Genomic DNA, 15,320 nt, shown 5'->3' on the forward strand with positions numbered 1-15,320 from the left:
GAGCGCCTGCCTTGCATCGCGCTGCGTAGGGCGGGCACCGCCCGCCGGCTCTAGTCCGGACGCATGCGGCATACTTGCCGCATGCCCGAATCCACGCCCGCCAGCGACGTCCGCGGCCGCGCCGAACACAGCCCGCTGCCGGACTTCTGCCAGCTGCCGGCGCTGTTCGCACTGTTCGTGGTGGGCGCGCTGACGGTGACCGTGATGTGGCTGGCCCGCGACGATCGCCAGGACTGGCCCGCCTACAGCGTCAGCATGTTCTTCGTCACCTGGCTGGCGATGGTGGTCGCGCTGGCGCTGTGCAAGCTGCGCCACCTGCTGCAGCGCCTGCCCGGACACATGCCGTACGTTGCGGTGTGGCTGCTGATCGTGCTGATCGTGCTGCTCGCCAGCGCCACCGCGCGCTGGCTCGACGGCGCGCTGCAGACCGGCCTGATCGGCAGCCCCATGATCGCCTTCGTGCGCGACAACACCATCATCGCGGCCCTGCTCGGTGCCGCCATGCTGCGCTATTTCTACGTGCTGGCGCAGTGGCAGGCGCGCCTGGCCGCGGTCACCCGCGCGCAGGTGGAGGCCCTGCAGGCGCGCATCCGCCCGCACTTCCTGTTCAACAGCATGAACACCGTGGCCGCGCTGATCCGCGTCGACCCGGCCGCGGCCGAGCGCACGGTGGAGGATCTGTCCGAACTGTTCCGCGCCGCGCTGGGCTCGCCCGATCGCGGCGACGGCACGCTGGGCGAGGAGCTCGAACTGATCGAGCGCTACCTCGCGATCGAGCAGCTGCGGCTCGGCCCTCGCCTGCGCATCCGCCGCGAACTGCACGACCTGCCGGCGGATTTCCCGCTGCCGCGCCTGCTGCTGCAACCGCTGGTGGAGAACGCCGTGCGCCACGGCATCCAGCCGCTGCGCGAAGGCGGCGAGGTGATGCTGGGCGGCGCCCGCGACGGTGACGGCATCCGCATCGAGATCCGCAACCCGCTGCCGCCGCAGCCAGGCGTGGCGGGCAACGGCCACGGCCTGCGCAGCGTGCGCCAGCGCGTGGCGTTCCGTTACGGGCCGCGCGCGGTGGTCGAAGCCGCGCCGCAGGGCGGCCACTATGTCGTCTTGCTGCGCCTGCCGAGGGCATCGCCGTGATGCGCGTGCTGATCGTCGACGACGAACCGCTGGCCCGCGCGCGCATGGCCGCGCTGCTGGGCGAATGCGGCGACACGCAGCTGGTCGGCACGGTCGCCGACGGCGAGTCCGCGCTGGCCGCGCTCGACGAACTGCAGCCCGACGTGCTGCTGCTGGACATCAACATGCCGGGCATCGACGGCGTTTCCGTAGCGCAGCGACTCGCGGGCAGGGCACGGCCGCAGGTGATCTTCTGCACTGCGTACGAGGCGCACGCGCTGCAGGCGTTCGAGCTTGGCGCAGCGGATTACCTGCTCAAGCCGGTGCGGCTGGAACGCCTGCGCGATGCCCTGCAGCGTGCGCGGCGGCGCCTCGACGACAGCCCGCGCGAGTCGACCGCCTTCCTGCACGGCCGCCTGCGCGGCGAGGAGGTGCGCATCGCCTTGCACGACGTGTTGTGCCTGCTTGCCGAGGAGAAGTACGTGGTCGTGCAGCACGCCGGCGGCGAGCTGCTGATCGAGGAATCGCTGCGCCAGCTGGAGGAAGCCTGGCCTGACCAGCTGATCCGCCTGCACCGCAATTGCCTGGTGCCGCGCGCGCGCCTGGTCGGGCTGCGCAGCCTGCCCGACGGCCGCGTGCTGGCCCGCCTCGACGGCAGCGAGCACAGCCCGGAGATCAGCCGCCGCAACCTCGCCGCGGTGCGTCGCTGGCTGCGCCTGGGCTGAGCGCGCACGGCGGACATCCGCCGCCGAAAGGAACCGTCAGCCCACGCCCGGTGGCGTTGTTCGGTGACGTGCAGGCCAGACCACGGCCTGGGCGACGATCACGCTCTCGCCATTGAAGGTCGCCGCGGGCGATCCGTGCAAGACGTAGCCGAGCGCCAGCGCCTCGCTGACCCGATGGCAAAACCCGGCATCGTCAGGGCCGGTAAGGATGCGATAGGCAGGAAGCCCTGGCGGCGGCGCGGAAGTCGAGGGAGGCATGGGCGCGGATCGAACTCTCGGGGGAACCAGGCTGCAGGCTAACGCAGGAATCACCTCTCGGCGAAGTCACGCGCGGCTTGCCGTTGTTCCGTGCAACCGAAGTTCGCGGACAGGCCTGCTCGCCGATCGGGAAGTCCGATGGATGCCCGCCTGCGCGGGCATCGCGTCCGTGGAACCCGATGCGCGCCCGGGCGTGCGAATTGCGCGGCAAACCATCGGGGAAGGGGTCAAGCACGTCACCCGCAAGCCACCGGCCTGACCATGACGATATCGCGCTGCGGATCGCCGCCGAGCGAAAAGACGTGATCACCCACTTGACGCTGCTCATGCAGTCACCCCGAAGATCGCCCCGGCTGCCGCGGTTAAAGCCATTGCCAGCGCGCCCCAGAAAGTAACGCGCAGCACGGATGCGAGTGCCAGGGCGCCGCCTGTGCGCGCCGCCAGCAGGCCTAGCAATGCAAGGAAGAACAGTGAGCTGCCTGCGAGGCCCCACATGAGTGTGGCGCTTGGGAGCACGAGTACCATCAGGAGTGGCAGCGCCGCACCCGTCGCGAATGTCCCGGCAGAAGCGAATGCAGCCTGGACTGGCTTGGCAGCCAACGTATCGGAGATGCCGAGCTCGTCCCTCCCGTGCGCCCCGAGCGCGTCGTGAGCCATGAGTTGGGTGGCAACACTCGACGCCAATGACCTGTCCAGCCCCCGCTGTACATAGATCGACACCAATTCGTCATGCTCCTGGTCGGGATTTGCGGCCAACTCCTTGCTCTCGCGAGCCAAGTCTGCGCGCTCGGTGTCAGCCTGTGAGCTGACCGAGACATACTCACCAGCAGCCATCGACATGGCGCCGGCAACCAGGCCAGCGACTCCTGCGACGAGAATTGCTCTCGTACCTGCTCCGGTGGCGGCAACCCCCAACACAAGGCTCGCGGTAGAAACGATACCGTCGTTTGCCCCAAGCACGGCAGCGCGAAGCCAGCCTGTTCGGTGTGTTCGATGTCTTTCGCTGTGCCTCATGCATTCTCACCTTGAGGTATGGGCCTCATGGCGACGCCTGACGCTGGAATTGAGCAGCGGCGAAGCCATCCGCCTGGAACGATTTATCAGGCCACCGGATGCGCAAATGCGTCGGGCCAGCCGCATTCTCTGCAACGACAAGCAACAACAGGTAACGCGCCGGCAGGGACATTTGGCGCTGCAGTGCGATTCCACTGCCCGCTACCAAGTGAATCATCGGGTTCGCCGTTTGCCCATCGGGCCTGTCTGGTGCGGCGGCCGCCATCCCAGTCAGGTGCGAAGGCTCTTCAAGCTCTCCCGCACATCTGATGCATCGTGGCACGAATGCTCCCGGTCCTGGGCGGAGGCTTGATGCCTGCGCTCAGACGGGCCGCAGGCTCGTCCCTACGGAATGCGCTGGTACTGGGGCAACCCATCGCCAATCTCATAGTAGTCACCCTTCTCGGCGACGAATACATGCAACTCGGCGCGCGTCTCGGTCGGCACGTCGAACGCTCCCATATGGATTCCGATCCACTCCTTGGCAGGTGGATCGAAGAACATGGAGCACCCGCATACCGAGCAGAACCCGCGACGCACCTTCTCGGACGAGTAATACCAGGTTACGTTCTCAGCGCCAGAAATCTCCACTGCACTCCTGGGCACGTCCGTTCCGACTGAATAGTGCCCCGAGAACTTTCGGCACTGAACACAGTGGCAAGCATCAGGAGGCTTAAGGTCACACGAGACGGTGAAACTGACCGCCCCGCACATGCACGATCCCGTCTTCACAATCCCTCCTGGCCTGACGCTGGAGTTGAGCGGCGGCGTAGCCGTCCGCCTCGAATGAGATGTTAGCCGGCACTGCCTGAGCTAGCCGAAAAGAGCCGCTCGGCAATTTTGCGACCACGTTCCAGGCCCTGCGGCGTGAGCCAGACCGACTTGTTCTTGCTAGCCGGATTGTCGATGAAGTCCTGAGCATGAAGGCGATCCATTACGTCGAAGTCGAACCCCTTCCAAGCTCTGCCACCTTCGAAACTGAAAGCAGCGAGCAGCGCAAGCACAGTGTCCTCGATCTTTGACTCGTCATAGGCCATGTCAGGAACCTCAAAGAGCAGGTGTCTCAGTATGACGGCAGCTAGCGCTGGAATTGGCCGGCGGCGAAGCCGTCCGCCTCGAATGAAATGTTAGACGCCGTGCTGCGCACGCAACCGGTCATAGCACGCACCGCACAGAATTTTGATGCCCGCAAACGCCTCGGAACGCTCGTTCCAATCGCCGGTAGAATCACCCTCGCGGAGGCGAACCTCCTCACATGCGGAGCACCAAGCATCACCGCGCGGGCCGCCCGACCAAAAGAACCCAACTTTCTCCCCGGTGCTGAGGGCGCCGACAAGATGCTGACAAACGAAGGTTTCGTCTTGCTCCCCGTGTGTATGGCATTCGACAGTGTTGGTCATGGGGTCTAACGAGGTTGTAGAAAAAATATCCCGGCGCGGATTCACATGATCCCAGGGGGTACTTGAACCCCTCCCGGCAGGCTGCGTGTCGATTGTAGAGCGTTCTGTGAGGTCGCTTTTCCCCGGCTTCGCGATCAACTTGTCCAGCAGTGGTTTTTCTACAACCTCAACGCTTGAGTTAAGCGGCGCGCGGCTTTTCGCGCGTCCGCTTGGACGAGTGGTTAGGTGCGGCCGACACGCCGTTACCTTTCGAGCCCCAATAGTGCCAGCAGATGGGACTGCTGTGATGAGGAAAGAAGGCAAGTGGCACCAGTGCGGCCATCCCAGTACGCGAAGTTTGACGCCTCCCAGCGCCAAGGATGCGAACCACGAACGAGAATGAGCAGGCGAAGATCTTGAGCTTGCCTTGGGGGGACCGAGTTGCAGGGTTGCTCGAGTGCGCCGAGTAGCGCCTTTACTTGGCTAGGCCCGTTTATGACCAAATGGCGATCGTGAGCGCCGATCAATGCTTCCGCATCCAAGTTGACGATGGAAGTCTTGTCAAACGAGCGGTAGTAAACCTCGATACCACTCACGTTTGGTCGCGGCTGGCTTGCCGTAGCCGCCACTGCTAGTAGTGCAAATGCAGTTGCTGCCAGTTTGCGCATGAGCTACTGCCGCACCTAACGAGGTTGTAGAAAAAGTCCTTGGTCAAGAAATTTGCCGATTTCCGGGGGTACTTCGACCCCTCCCAAGGTGCTGCGCGTCGATTCTAGCGCCTCCTGTCAGGGCGATTTTCGGCGCCGCCGCGATCAACTTGGCAAACCGACTTTTTCTACAACCTCAACGCTGGAGTTAAGCGGCGGCGAAGCCGTCCGCCTTGAACGAAATGTTAGACCTTACTCTGCCACTTGGCACGCTGTTGCTCGCGGAACTGGCGCGCCGCCTCGGTGCCACCTGCTGAGTACGCCGATTTCTCAGCCTTGTCACAAGCTCTGCAATACGACCGATTGTCTTTGTTGCCGTAGCTGAACTCTTGCGCGGGATAGGTCCTGCCGCAAATGGAACAAGCCTTCTGGAATGTTTTGGCCATATAGAAGTCCATGTGCAACGTCATCTGCTGTGAGGTCTAACGCCTGAGTTAAGCCGTGCCGCGAAGCGGCATCGGCTTGAACGAATTGTTAGCCCTCATCCTGCGTCTCCCGATAACGAACATGCGAGGCACCTGGCGGATTGGGCGGTAGCTGGCAAACTTTTTGCCACATCATCTGCATTGGATCGCGGGTGAACGCCTCACATGCGTAATGTATGTGAGGGCCGCCAATCTTCCAATGGTTATCGAACTCCGAGCGGTCTCTCTGATCGAAGTAGAACAACGACCAGTAGTCTTGCTCCGGCAGATAAAAGAGATGGGCGGCAAACATGCGCCGGTCTTTGAATGTCTGAAACAGTTTGTTCACAGCAGTCTTTGCCTTGCCGGTGAACTCTCCCGGGCCGTATTGCGACAACGCGGACATTTGCTCTTGTGTTGGGATTACATGCTCAGGGGTGTAGTCCGAGAAATGGCAAGCGTATCGGTACGGCTGAAGCAGGCCGTGACGACCAGCAATGATCAGCTCGAACAGGTCCTGACTCTCTACTATCAGATCCCGACAAATCTTCTGGGCTTCTCGCTTGTTCGGAGCATTGATGAGATCCAAGAGCCCCTTGAATCCCGGAGTCATTTCGTCGTCTGACATGAGGCCTAACGCCCGAGGTAACCGGCGCAACCCGCGCAGCGGGTTTGCGTCCGGTTGACCGAGTTGTTAGAGCGCATCTGCGACCTCCCATCCGCGATGCGTAAGCTCATAGATCTGCCCCTTCTCGCCCCGGCCGACCACCAAATGCGTAGACTCAAGCTCGTCGAGCGCAGCTTCCCACTTAGCGCTATCGCGGCCGCGCTCGCCACCAAAAGATTTACCGCCCGCCTGAATAACCCGACCGCCTATGTACGCGGCCTTGATGATCGTACCCCGTTCATCGGTTGCTGCCGCTTTCAGTAATTCCTTGGCCTCGTCGGTTAGGTTAAAGTCGATCGACAAGCCCCGAACAGAAACCCCTGGGGTGCCAACAGCACCAGAGGATGACGGTGATGCGACGAGGCCGCGCAGATATTGGTTATTGACAAGACATAATTGCATTTGCTTTGACAACTTGTACTTGAAATCTTGAATATTGTTGTAAGTCTCAATAATTCCACGATCCTTCAGCTTGCTCTGAAACTCTTTCACTTTAGCGTACTGAGCCGAGTCTATACTTTCCGGGGCCACAGGTTTTGAAGAAAAATAAATCATGGCCGGCTTACCAACTTGAATGTGCTCTTCGATTTCTTCAACCGTGCCGCTCGGAGAGTTCCCGGTCGGCGTACCGAGCCTAGTCCAGAAAACGCCGATGAGGAGATCGCAGTTTTTTAACACGCGAGTATTTATGAGGTCTTGTGCCCGTGCACCAAGTTCCGGCGATGAGTGCGTATCCCAGCCAACAGCCGAAAGTAAGGTATTCGTATGCTCCGCGTTTACGTCGTTCCAGTCGTGAATGACGCCACGAATGACGTCGCGTTCCTCTGCTACATCTCCGGGCGACGCAATCATGACTGGAATTATCGTTGCTTGGTACGCCATCTTCTTCCCCTATGCGCTCTAACGCTGGAGTTAAGCGGCGGCGTAGCCGTCCGCCTTGAACGAATTGTTAGGGCTGACCGCTACTAGAGAGCCGGATGAAACCATACTCCGGTTGGCCAAAATTTTGCGGGATCTCAGTGAGTACCACCTGAGTTCCCGGAACCAACCTCTGGTTGGTGGGAACAAGAACTTGGGCAATATTGCCACTTGGAAGGCGTACAACTGCATGTCTGCTGATACGTCCATGGAGCCCACCACCACCTACATCCGTGTAGCCAATTGACTCAATGGTGCCGGTAATTTCTTGGGTGGAACCCGCTGGGTGCCTCATCACTAATGCGACGACGAAAGCGATAATCACTAAAAAGAACGCCAAGTAAAAATAGGCAATGATTCCAGATTTTTCGGGAGACTGCATAGGGTAGCCTAACGCCTGAGTTAAGCCGACTTGCGTAGCGTAGCCGACAACGTGGCAAGCTTTACCTGCCACGTTGTTGGCGTAGCGAAGCAAGTTCGGCTTGAACGAATTGTTAGGCCTCACGCCCCCAAGAGCTGGGCCTCATAGCCGGAGGATAGCAAACGATTACGAGCAATCTCATATTTTTCAGTGAGGTACTGCACTAGCGACATATCTCCACCGGCTTCTTTGTACAACTCCAAATAGCGAAAGATTCCCTCGACCGCTAGGTGAGCGCGTAGCCAGATATCGCGGTCTTGGATCAGCTCTCCATCAGGGAGTATGCGGAACTTCAAGCCCTGCGCAACGATGGGTAGATGTTGCTCCCAGTCAATTCCTTCGCTTTGGAGGAGGGTGCGCAAAGGCAGCTCTTGAACATTGTCTGCGGCGCCAAAGTCATTGCCCCAAATCCAAGGCGCTTGGCAAGTTACGGGCTTGGCCGCGCACAGCTCAAAGTCGTGTTCATAGCCCTGGATGGTCTTAAGGAGCTCGTCGCGGCGGCTTTGTTGCCGAGATTGATTAATGGTGTGCAGGCCTAAGGCAAAGGCGAGGAAGGCAAACAATGGCCCCAGCGTGCCACCGAGATAATCGCCAAGGTTTGCCCAGTCCTGAGAGTTGTCAGCAAGCCCGCCGTGGAACTGATAAAGATAAAGGGCCGCAACACAGCAAACTAAAGCTGCCGCAATAACCGCAGCAACAATGACCGCACTCATTCGGTAGATTCGTAGTCTCATAGTGAGGCCTAACGCTGGAGTTAAGCGGCGGCGCAGCCGTCCGCTTGGACGAATTGTTATACCGTTGCAGCAAGTGCGAGACGAGGTTACTTAGGTTTTGGTGAGGCTCACATTACATGAAACGCCACCGCCACCACGATTCATGTAGAACTCAAGGTTGCCATCTTTAATAGATTTTTGTGTAGCCGTCTCTTCCACCATCGACGTTGCGTGATCGTAGGAGATCTTTGTCGAAGCTATTAATAGTTCTGCACAAATCATATTGCCTTCCGGCTCTACGGTACTTATAAGCATCCAAGAAGGGCCGTACTTTCCTTTACGATACATTATAAGTATATCGCCATTTTTGCTTGCGTAATCGCCCTGTGAATCCGATTTCAATTGGAGCCCTTCACTGGGCACAGAAGCGTTCCAGTGTGACAAGAACCCTTCCCCTGGTTGAGCGAGCTCGTACGTAGATGTACACCCAACTACGCATGCGACGATGAAGAAAAGTAACGCTCGATGTTTCATTCAAGAAACGTCCCCATGCTATTTGGCCAAAAAGGTGCGGTTGTGAGGTATAACGCTGGAGTTAAGCGGCGCGCGGGCTTTTTCGCGCGTCCGCCTTGAACGAATTGTTAGAGCGTACTCGCTGCACAGCATGTGTGACTAGCGCAATGGGAACTCCGTATAAGCCGACCAGGTATGCAACGGCCGAGCCTGCTGCCACAAAGCATATAGCGACCATGGCAAGGACAACGAGCAGCGTAGAGATGACTGAAGCGCGATTTCGTTGCAGCAGTGCCGCGTACAGCGGGCACCCGACTAGTAGCGTGGCCGGTGCAGCGAAGAGCAGCGCAACCGCGAGAAGAGGAAAGGCTGCTAATGGTGCAGACGCCCAATCATGAAGTTGTGGAGTGCGATTGGAGAACGCGATTCCGGCGCCAAGGAGTAGAGATGCTAAATAGCCGCCCGCGAACATGCCGAAAATTCCGCAAGGGATCGTTCTTCGAATGGCCGCGGAATACTTCATGTGCGCTCTAACGCTGGAGTTAAGCGGCGCGCGGCTTTTCGCGCGTCCGCTTGGACGATTGGTTAGGCGTGCGCAGCCTGGAGACCAGTTGGCCGCAGTAAAGGGCGAGACCGACGCTCACGGCAAGGATCGCTGAGTGCGTGGTGTGGCTGATAGGCCAGACCATCCCTACAACAGCAGGAATTGTTACGCCTATGGCGAGTGCAACTGCACTTACGTAATCCGGCTTCTTGCCAAGAAGGCGAAGAATAAAAGCCACAGCGAACGCACCGATCAGGCCAGCGACGAACGTGCCAAACGCCGTTGTCATGATATCCATAATTTCACCGAGCCTAACGCTGGAGTTAAGCGGCGGCGTAGCCGTCCGCCTTGAACGAATTGTTAGCGCGCATGCCATAAAGCTGCAAGCGCTCGCTTGGAGAGGAAGCCAATGAGCCATCCCGTGCCATAGAGAAGTGCAAGCGTGAGTGGTCCGATGGAAGCATAAGCGACCGGCCAAGACATCTTGGTTAGCAGGGGACGAAAGCCAAGCCAATCTAGCGCCTCAAGTTGAAATGCCAAAGGCAGTTGGAGAAGAACAAACGCTCCTTTACTGTCACCGCCGGCATCAAATGATCCCCAGACGCAGAGCGCGCTGACAGCTACGTAAAGAAAGCACAGTGTTAGACCGAGTTTGCTCATGAGCGCTAACACCTAAGTTAAGCCGAATTGCAGCGCGTAGCTGGCAACATGGCAAGCTGTATCTGCCATGTTGACGGCGTAGCGATGCAATTTCGGCTTGAACGCACTGTTAGCTAACGCTCAGCGGTAAGCCAGTCGTTCGAGCGGGCCTGCATACTCGGAGATTAGAGCTTGCACGGGATCCGTTCCTTGATAGAAGGTTTGCGAATCAATTCCATATTCCGGCGTTAGCTTTGCTGCAGTCCGAATAGATTTAACTGCACCCACGTTGACCTGGTTCTTCCACCCCGGGAAGCCTACCTGGAGAATCTTTACGTCAACTGGCTCTTTATCGCCCCAACCAAAAATCTTTCTCCGATGCTGAACCCGGATGAGGTCAATATAGTTTCCAGAGGCATTATCCAATTTGTAGCCGAAACCACGTAGAACGCGATCCAGCTCCCTGAATGTAATTGTGTAACTGGTTCTATCGATTTTTCTGGACTTTCGTTCCAAATGATCCGCCAGAAACGCGACCTCTGGATCCGGATGCTTTCTTTTCTTTAGCTCCCTGTAGCGGGGGTATTTGTCAAGCTGGTGATCTGCAACATCGACAGCGAAATCCTCTAACTGTTTCTGACCAACGATGGGAACTCTGCTGTTCTTGCTGAGGTAAAGAAGAAGTGTGAGAAGGCCAGTGCGTTTATTTGCATCGTGAAACGGATGGTCGCAAACAATTCCATAGATCAGCGTAGCGGCTTTTTCGTAGTGAGTTTTCCACTTCTCAACACCGCCCAGGGAAACGAACGGCCTGTAGAGCGCGGAGTGTAGAAGGTCAACACTTTTGGGCCCTATACCGCCCAAGCCGCTGCCTTTGCCGTAAAAGTAATCAACGATGAGAAAATGGGCACGTAATACGTCCTTGAGCCCAGGAATCGCATCCGACGTATAAGGATCATCTCTTGCGATATCGGCCATCCACCGCTCGTACTCGAGGCGAACTGCGTCGTGATCAAAGTGGATCGAATCGCTTGGGTCTGTCATGTGTTAGCTAACGCTGGAGTTAAGCGGCGGCGAAGCCGTCCGCCTTGAATGAGTAGTTAGACCACATTCGCCAAGCACCCTAACGCTTCGCTCGTTTGGGCATTTTCCATAAGCACGAATTTGGAATTATCTGTAGCGCGAACGTACCAGATAGTAACCAGAGCCGTCTGTTGTTGGCGCAGCTGCGAAACTAGAAAAGCCATGTCCAAGGCTGCCTGCGCCTGCAGTTGTGCTTCAGATTCCCGAGGTGCAATCTCTTGCGCGATTCTTAACCGGATTTGATATGTGCCAAGAAGTCTATCGGCTGGCAGTGAGCGCTCATCGCGCCGCAGAGTCGCGCCATTGTTGAGCGCGGCAAGCACGTCAGCTTTGTGCGGAAATTCCGCAGATTTGGTTAGGCAGTCTGGGATCATCAACGTGGTCTAACGCTGGAGTTAAGCGGCGGCGCAGCCGTCCGCCTTGAACGAATTGTTAGAGGGCTATCCCAACTGCCCCCGCTCATATGCTTCATGGGCTCGAATGATTTGACTTCGGAGCTCTGCGACGCACTTGAGTGCAGACTGGTGGGCGACTCGATCATTTTCCAGAAGAGCTCGGTACTGTGGCGTGTGATGTGCAAAGGCGCTGCGGCCGGACTTGTCTTGCCACTCGTAGATTTCATTCCAGAGTGCGGTAGCTTGGCGCTCCGCGCCAACCAGCTTAGGAAGGAACTCCGTGAAAAGATTCTGGTACGACCCGAGCGCATTTTGAACTTGTGAGGGCTCGTGCGCGAGGACAAACTTTACGTTCTCAATTTCACGTTGAGCCGACGAGAACAAATTGCGACTTTGCTCTACGTGCATGAGAAGCTCTGACTTGTCTCGCTCAAACGCCAAAGTTGTTTCGAGCTCGTGAATGTTTACAGAGTGCCTAAAAGCCTTATAACTGATGAAAGCCGAGGCCACGCTAACAACCAGAGCCAACGTTGCAATTGCTTCGGAACCGTCCATGAGCCCTCTAACGCTGGAATTAAGCGGCGGCGCAGCCGTCCGCTTGAATGACTTGTTAGCCATCATGCAGCAATGCACGCAGACGTTCTACCGCAAGTGGAGGCACGCTCCTATGGAGCATTGCATGGCAATTCGGGCAGACGGGAACAAGGTCAGCGACCGGATCGACTCGATACTCGTTACCGACTGACGAGACTGGTACGACGTGGTGAACGTGTATGAATCCCTCGCCAAGGGGGCCATAGCGCTTGCTGAAGTCCACTGAGCAAACTTGGCATACGCAACCGTAGTGCGCGATACAAGCGGCACGAGCGTCCGGCGAGCGCTCGTACCGATTTATGACAACTTGCTGGGCGAGGCCCTCAAAGTAAGTTTTACCTTCTGGAAGGTCGTCAGGCCAAAGACTCCCGACCTCGACGGTCGGAGCTAGAGAAAAGATCGATGGCCCCAGCACCGGATTTGGCGCCGTCAAGTCGGACAACGTCGCGCTGGCAAACAGTTCGGCTATTTCTTGGGAGGTACATGTTTTCCGGGCACCGAACTGTTGGATCTGATCGACCGACAGCTCCGCTGAATCGATTTCGGCACTGCCGACGGAAGCTAGGCGGAAAGCATAACCAGTCGGCGCGTTGTCCTCCCAAACAAACACACACCTCACGTCGCCATACTTTTGCCACATGCCCGCGACACGCCCAACTTGACGAAGAAGATTCTTTGCGCCGTCGCCCCCATCAATCGCGGCGTGAAGTGATTGGTGAATTTTGTGTTTCCGCCAAGGCTTACGGTCGTGCACAGCGGCAAAGTTCACGGACATGAGAGCACCCCTTGTTACGGCTAACGCTTGAGTTGAGCGGCGGCAGAGCCGTCCGCCTCGAACGAGTGGTTAGGCCGCGCACCGAGGCTGAGCGAGGTACGCCTTGCCTTTGGCCGTGGCCGTGAACGCCGCCGTGCAGTTGTGCTGAGAGCTGACCGGCGCACGCTTGCAGAAATGAACTGTGCTGCGCTGTTTGATACGCCAGCGGATGAGCCCGAGGGCGGACAAGCGTCCGACGATAGACGACAGCTCCTGGAAACTAACGTTGCGCTCATAGTAGGTACCCAGCACTGGACGTGCTGTTTTGAAGTGGATGAACGCGTCCTCAGCCATAGCCAAGACACTGTCCTCTATGTTGGAGAGCGCAAGCTTTTCCATGAGGCCTAACGCTGGAGTTAAGCGGCGGCGAAGCCGTCCGCCTTGAACGAGTAGTTAGAAGGTTGCGACGCCGCTACCTACCGCGTGAACGAGCAAAAACGCACCACCAGCCATAGAGTATCGCGCCGATGCCACCGAAGATGCCGGTCACTGCGCACGCGAACCCCAAAACAAAGAGTACGCGCGCATGCCAGGACATTGCGAGAAGGGTCAGTAAAAAACCGGCGAACGCGAGACACACCGCAACAACGGCCAGTCGCAGAGTGGTAGAAAATGGGGTGATGTTTGGCCCTATGAAAAAGTTACGCACGTCATCTTCTAACGCTGGAGTTAAGCGGCGGCGTAGCCGTCCGCCTTGAACGAATTGTTAGACCTCATCCCACAACTCCCTAGTCTTGGCTTTTTCTATGCTCACTTTTATCCGGGAAACTGACTGCTTCAACTCCCAGTGCGTTCTAAGCAGTTCACGGTACGTCGAGACTTCCTCATACTTTCGTCCGTCGAAGCCTGAGTGGTATGCGTACTCGTACCCTTTTGAGGGCGCACGACGCCAACTGCTGTTCTGCGTGTAGCCAGTCAAGAGTCCACGCGCATCAAGAATCTTGCCAAGAGACGAGATCGCGCGCCTAAAAACGTCGGAGAAGAAGTCATTTTGCGATGACGTGTATAAGTCCTGCTGTTGAAGCTCTTTGTTGTGGGGCCACCGGTCTTTTGGACCCAGCGCAATCAGGCAAATCTCATCAATGTTCTCTAGGAGAGCTACAACATCTCCCTTGAACTCCCGGACAAAATCAACGCCAGCTTCATTGACCTTGGCGTGATTTTCTTCCATCTGGCTAATTGCCTCTTTCTTAATCCACTCTTTAACCTCAGGGACAACAGAGGCGGCGAAGCGCTTGAGAAGATCATCCAGCTGCCTGGAGGTAGGGTCGAGTTTTTTCTCAACTTCCTCCAACTCAGCTTCTAGTTCAGTGCGGCTTTTCATTAGGATTCCTTTGAGCCTCAATTATGAGGTCTAACGCTGGAGTTAAGCGGCGCGCTGCTTTTCGCGCGTCCGCTTGGACGAGATGTTAGACGGTTGCGACGCTGCATGCTCGGGCGACAACGACTGCCACGACGAACGCACAGCTTGAGCAACCGACTACCCCAAAGCTGCCAGCTCTGAATGCCCAGGCTTGCGACGATGCCGCGCGAAAAGTTGCTGCGGCCACGGACGACAAGCCAGCGCGAGGCTGGGCGAAACACATGCAACGAAGAACCCACACGAGCTACCGACTAACGCTGGAGTTAAGCGGCGGCAAAGCCGTCCGCCTTGAACGAGATGTTAGGCATGAACGTAGAAGCCCCACACCCCTGCCGATAGCTCGCCCGCGGCGAACCGAACCCGCTTGCCCCCGTCTTGAATTTCGTACTGCCACATTTTGTGCCGCTGGGCTGGATACGAAGGATGAGGAAGCTCGACGGGCTCCTCCGCAAGCCTGAACCACTTGTGCTTCCAGACATTGAGGCCGCCAAGTCGGAATGCTTGGCCGTCCATTGTGATGCCTGCCGATTTCCAGTTGCTCATGGTGCCTAACGCTGGAGTTAAGCGGCGCGCGGGCTTTTTCGCGCGTCCGCCTTGAACGAATTGTTAGAGCGTACTCGCTGCACAGCATGTGTGACTAGCGCAATGGGAACTCCGTATAAGCCGACCAGGTATGCAACGGCCGAGCCTGCTGCCACAAAGCATATAGCGACCATGGCAAGGACAACGAGCAGCGTAGAGATGACTGAAGCGCGATTTCGTTGCAGCAGTGCCGCGTACAGCGGGCACCCGACTAGTAGCGTGGCCGGTGCAGCGAAGAGCAGCGCAACCGCGAGAAGAGGAAAGGCTGCTAATGGTGCAGACGCCCAATCATGAAGTTGTGGAGTGCGATTGGAGAACGCGATTCCGGCGCCAAGGAGTAGAGATGCTAAATAGCCGCCCGCGAACATGCCGAAAATTCCGCAAGGGATCGTTCTTCGAATGGCCGCGGAATACTTCATGTGCGCTCTAACGCTG

Annotated in this window: 20 protein-coding genes; 2 read left to right on the forward strand and 18 right to left on the reverse strand. The window is 57.7% G+C overall.

What is annotated here, in order from left to right; all coding sequences use genetic code 11:
- Positions 1-81 precede the first annotated feature (81 nt).
- Positions 82-1,134, forward strand: coding sequence for a sensor histidine kinase (locus tag ACVCMC_RS13280; protein WP_447097626.1), 1,053 nt, complete (start codon positions 82-84; stop codon positions 1,132-1,134).
- Entirely contained in the window at positions 1,134-1,838 is a 705-nt protein-coding gene (locus ACVCMC_RS13285) for a LytR/AlgR family response regulator transcription factor (protein ID WP_447097627.1), read from the forward strand. The genes ACVCMC_RS13280 and ACVCMC_RS13285 overlap by 1 nt, the downstream gene beginning before the upstream one ends.
- 36 nt (positions 1,839-1,874) lie before the next feature.
- On the opposite strand, the gene ACVCMC_RS13290 is transcribed toward ACVCMC_RS13285, so the two are convergent.
- From ACVCMC_RS13290 to ACVCMC_RS13375, 18 genes are all read right to left on the reverse strand, one after another.
- Complete coding sequence (locus ACVCMC_RS13290; RefSeq protein WP_447097628.1) at positions 1,875-2,096, reverse strand: DUF1737 domain-containing protein; 222 nt, start codon at positions 2,094-2,096, stop codon at positions 1,875-1,877.
- A 324-nt stretch (positions 2,097-2,420) separates the two neighbouring features.
- Positions 2,421-3,110 carry a VIT1/CCC1 transporter family protein gene (locus tag ACVCMC_RS13295; RefSeq protein WP_447097629.1) on the reverse strand — a complete coding sequence of 230 codons (690 nt, stop codon included), beginning with the start codon at positions 3,108-3,110 and terminating at the stop codon, positions 2,421-2,423.
- 384 nt (positions 3,111-3,494) lie between these two features.
- Positions 3,495-3,863, reverse strand: coding sequence for a GFA family protein (locus ACVCMC_RS13300; protein ID WP_447099501.1), 369 nt, complete (start codon positions 3,861-3,863; stop codon positions 3,495-3,497).
- Between the two features lie 80 nt (positions 3,864-3,943).
- Entirely contained in the window at positions 3,944-4,186 is a 243-nt protein-coding gene (locus ACVCMC_RS13305; RefSeq protein WP_447097630.1) for a DUF6429 family protein, read from the reverse strand.
- Between the two features lie 605 nt (positions 4,187-4,791).
- The gene (locus ACVCMC_RS13310) at positions 4,792-5,196 is read right to left on the reverse strand and encodes a hypothetical protein (RefSeq protein ID WP_447097631.1); all 405 of its coding nucleotides are present in this window, start codon (positions 5,194-5,196) and stop codon (positions 4,792-4,794) included.
- 513 nt (positions 5,197-5,709) lie between these two features.
- Positions 5,710-6,267, reverse strand: coding sequence for a hypothetical protein (locus tag ACVCMC_RS13315; protein ID WP_447097632.1), 558 nt, complete (start codon positions 6,265-6,267; stop codon positions 5,710-5,712).
- Positions 6,268-6,333: 66 nt separating this feature from the next.
- Positions 6,334-7,158 carry a DUF4062 domain-containing protein gene (locus ACVCMC_RS13320; protein WP_447097633.1) on the reverse strand — a complete coding sequence of 275 codons (825 nt, stop codon included), beginning with the start codon at positions 7,156-7,158 and terminating at the stop codon, positions 6,334-6,336.
- 97 nt (positions 7,159-7,255) lie between these two features.
- Positions 7,256-7,699, reverse strand: coding sequence for a hypothetical protein (locus tag ACVCMC_RS13325; protein WP_447097634.1), 444 nt, complete (start codon positions 7,697-7,699; stop codon positions 7,256-7,258).
- Between the two features lie 26 nt (positions 7,700-7,725).
- The gene (locus tag ACVCMC_RS13330; protein WP_447097635.1) at positions 7,726-8,358 is read right to left on the reverse strand and encodes a hypothetical protein; all 633 of its coding nucleotides are present in this window, start codon (positions 8,356-8,358) and stop codon (positions 7,726-7,728) included.
- Positions 8,359-8,469: 111 nt separating this feature from the next.
- Positions 8,470-8,802 carry a hypothetical protein gene (locus tag ACVCMC_RS13335; protein ID WP_447097636.1) on the reverse strand — a complete coding sequence of 111 codons (333 nt, stop codon included), beginning with the start codon at positions 8,800-8,802 and terminating at the stop codon, positions 8,470-8,472.
- A 611-nt stretch (positions 8,803-9,413) separates the two neighbouring features.
- On the reverse strand, positions 9,414-9,704 hold the full coding sequence (locus ACVCMC_RS13340; RefSeq protein ID WP_447097637.1) for a hypothetical protein: 291 nt from the start codon (positions 9,702-9,704) through the stop codon (positions 9,414-9,416).
- Positions 9,705-9,775: 71 nt separating this feature from the next.
- Positions 9,776-10,075 carry a hypothetical protein gene (locus ACVCMC_RS13345; protein ID WP_447097638.1) on the reverse strand — a complete coding sequence of 100 codons (300 nt, stop codon included), beginning with the start codon at positions 10,073-10,075 and terminating at the stop codon, positions 9,776-9,778.
- Positions 10,076-10,195: 120 nt separating this feature from the next.
- A complete protein-coding gene (locus tag ACVCMC_RS13350; RefSeq protein WP_447097639.1) occupies positions 10,196-11,032 on the reverse strand; it encodes a type II toxin-antitoxin system death-on-curing family toxin in 837 nt (278 codons plus the stop codon).
- A 545-nt stretch (positions 11,033-11,577) separates the two neighbouring features.
- Complete coding sequence (locus ACVCMC_RS13355) at positions 11,578-12,153, reverse strand: hypothetical protein (protein WP_447097640.1); 576 nt, start codon at positions 12,151-12,153, stop codon at positions 11,578-11,580.
- Complete coding sequence (locus ACVCMC_RS13360) at positions 12,143-12,901, reverse strand: HNH endonuclease (RefSeq protein WP_447097641.1); 759 nt, start codon at positions 12,899-12,901, stop codon at positions 12,143-12,145. The genes ACVCMC_RS13355 and ACVCMC_RS13360 overlap by 11 nt, the downstream gene beginning before the upstream one ends.
- A 69-nt stretch (positions 12,902-12,970) precedes the next feature.
- Complete coding sequence (locus ACVCMC_RS13365) at positions 12,971-13,279, reverse strand: hypothetical protein (RefSeq protein WP_447097642.1); 309 nt, start codon at positions 13,277-13,279, stop codon at positions 12,971-12,973.
- Between the two features lie 367 nt (positions 13,280-13,646).
- Positions 13,647-14,264, reverse strand: a complete 618-nt coding sequence (locus ACVCMC_RS13370; protein ID WP_447097643.1) for a hypothetical protein — start codon at positions 14,262-14,264, stop codon at positions 13,647-13,649.
- 339 nt (positions 14,265-14,603) lie between these two features.
- Complete coding sequence (locus tag ACVCMC_RS13375; RefSeq protein ID WP_447097644.1) at positions 14,604-14,846, reverse strand: hypothetical protein; 243 nt, start codon at positions 14,844-14,846, stop codon at positions 14,604-14,606.
- Between the last annotated feature and the right edge of the window lie 474 nt (positions 14,847-15,320).

This window comes from Rhodanobacter sp. UC4452_H20 (assembly GCF_052978205.1).

Bases quoted from the DNA above. Each gene is read 5' to 3' on its own strand.
- ACVCMC_RS13355 (WP_447097640.1), bottom strand. From the start codon at position 12,153: ATGATGGCTAACAAGTCATTCAAGCGGACGGCTGCGCCGCCGCTTAAT.
- ACVCMC_RS13285 (WP_447097627.1), top strand. From the start codon at position 1,134: ATGCGCGTGCTGATCGTCGACGACGAACCGCTGGCCCGCGCGCGCATG.
- ACVCMC_RS13350 (WP_447097639.1), bottom strand. From the start codon at position 11,032: ATGGCCGATATCGCAAGAGATGATCCTTATACGTCGGATGCGATTCCT.
- ACVCMC_RS13315 (WP_447097632.1), bottom strand. From the start codon at position 6,267: ATGTCAGACGACGAAATGACTCCGGGATTCAAGGGGCTCTTGGATCTC.
- ACVCMC_RS13305 (WP_447097630.1), bottom strand. From the start codon at position 4,186: ATGGCCTATGACGAGTCAAAGATCGAGGACACTGTGCTTGCGCTGCTC.
- ACVCMC_RS13310 (WP_447097631.1), bottom strand. From the start codon at position 5,196: ATGCGCAAACTGGCAGCAACTGCATTTGCACTACTAGCAGTGGCGGCT.
- ACVCMC_RS13340 (WP_447097637.1), bottom strand. From the start codon at position 9,704: ATGACAACGGCGTTTGGCACGTTCGTCGCTGGCCTGATCGGTGCGTTC.
- ACVCMC_RS13280 (WP_447097626.1), top strand. From the start codon at position 82: ATGCCCGAATCCACGCCCGCCAGCGACGTCCGCGGCCGCGCCGAACAC.
- ACVCMC_RS13300 (WP_447099501.1), bottom strand. From the start codon at position 3,863: ATGTGCGGGGCGGTCAGTTTCACCGTCTCGTGTGACCTTAAGCCTCCT.
- ACVCMC_RS13320 (WP_447097633.1), bottom strand. From the start codon at position 7,158: ATGATTGCGTCGCCCGGAGATGTAGCAGAGGAACGCGACGTCATTCGT.
- ACVCMC_RS13370 (WP_447097643.1), bottom strand. From the start codon at position 14,264: ATGAAAAGCCGCACTGAACTAGAAGCTGAGTTGGAGGAAGTTGAGAAA.
- ACVCMC_RS13290 (WP_447097628.1), bottom strand. From the start codon at position 2,096: ATGCCTCCCTCGACTTCCGCGCCGCCGCCAGGGCTTCCTGCCTATCGC.
- ACVCMC_RS13295 (WP_447097629.1), bottom strand. From the start codon at position 3,110: ATGAGGCACAGCGAAAGACATCGAACACACCGAACAGGCTGGCTTCGC.
- ACVCMC_RS13360 (WP_447097641.1), bottom strand. From the start codon at position 12,901: ATGTCCGTGAACTTTGCCGCTGTGCACGACCGTAAGCCTTGGCGGAAA.
- ACVCMC_RS13375 (WP_447097644.1), bottom strand. From the start codon at position 14,846: ATGAGCAACTGGAAATCGGCAGGCATCACAATGGACGGCCAAGCATTC.
- ACVCMC_RS13365 (WP_447097642.1), bottom strand. From the start codon at position 13,279: ATGGAAAAGCTTGCGCTCTCCAACATAGAGGACAGTGTCTTGGCTATG.
- ACVCMC_RS13330 (WP_447097635.1), bottom strand. From the start codon at position 8,358: ATGAGTGCGGTCATTGTTGCTGCGGTTATTGCGGCAGCTTTAGTTTGC.
- ACVCMC_RS13345 (WP_447097638.1), bottom strand. From the start codon at position 10,075: ATGAGCAAACTCGGTCTAACACTGTGCTTTCTTTACGTAGCTGTCAGC.